The organism is Enterococcus sp. S53 (genome assembly GCF_016516865.1).
Classification (GTDB): Bacteria; Bacillota; Bacilli; order Lactobacillales; family Enterococcaceae; genus Enterococcus_D; species Enterococcus_D innesii.
The window spans coordinates 1-885 of sequence record NZ_JACVUH010000059.1; the positions used below are offsets into that span (position 1 = coordinate 1).

At 38.3% G+C, this 885-nt stretch carries 1 protein-coding gene and 1 pseudogene; both read left to right on the forward strand.

What is annotated here, in order from left to right:
• Nucleotides 1–10: 10 nt before the first annotated feature.
• Nucleotides 11–256, forward strand: coding sequence for a hypothetical protein (locus IAE45_RS18645; protein WP_233619193.1), 246 nt, complete (start codon nucleotides 11–13; stop codon nucleotides 254–256).
• Between the two features lie 33 nt (nucleotides 257–289).
• Nucleotides 290–658 (forward strand): annotated as a pseudogene (locus IAE45_RS18650) (phage holin family protein); the annotation flags it as partial.
• Nucleotides 659–885: the final 227 nt, after the last annotated feature.

Here is an 885-nt window from a genome sequence, read left to right on the forward strand (position 1 = left end):
GAAATGAATAATGCTAAATTACAAGAAATCAATCACAATCACAGGAGAATCGAAAATAAATGGTGAGATTGCAGCTTCATTTAATGGAAATATCACCACTGATACAGCTGGCAATTCAAGTATTACAACATCCATACACAATCAAGCGCTGTATCGCGCTAACAGAGTAGAGTGCCGCAAGGACATGGATGATTTCCAAGAAAAAGTATGGGCAGCAGAAGATGACTTTTTGGCAGAACTTGAGGAACAGGCTTAGGCTTGTTTTCTAATAAAAGAAAAGGTGGTTAATATGGTGATTATTGATAATGGAGTGTTACTAAATGAATTTCGAGGGTTGCTGACAAATGGATATGTGCAGCTGTTCCTCTGGGTAGTAGTAGGGGATATTGTGACAGGATTATGCAAAGGGGTGTTCGTTAAAGATGCCAATAGTACAAAAGGGCTACTTGGAATCGTTAAACATATGCTAGTTGTTTGCTTAGTGATCATTGCCTATCCTTACCTAAAGATTATGAATCTCGAGACGTTTGCGACTGCATTCGTCTTTTTCTATATCGCAGTATATGGAATCTCAATTGTTGAAAATCTCGGACAACTGGGAGTTCCAATCCCAAACTGGGTAAAAGAAAGACTAACTAAATTACAGGATAGTACTGAAAATCCAAAACCCAAAGTAACAGAAATCAAAATAGATTATGGCGACGGACAATCTGAAACTCAAGCTCTGGATAGCAAAGATGTGCCAGATTACGGCGATGGTCAAGAGTTCACAGAAAAGAAGGAGTAGCCAAGCGGCTGCTCTTTTTTGCACAGAAAGGAAGATAAACATGAAGGTTATTAATGAATCTATTTTTAAAGGAATAGCAGGCATCAGAAAAATCGGAT

Bases quoted from the DNA above. Each gene is read 5' to 3' on its own strand.
- IAE45_RS18645 (WP_233619193.1), top strand. From the start codon at position 11: ATGCTAAATTACAAGAAATCAATCACAATCACAGGAGAATCGAAAATA.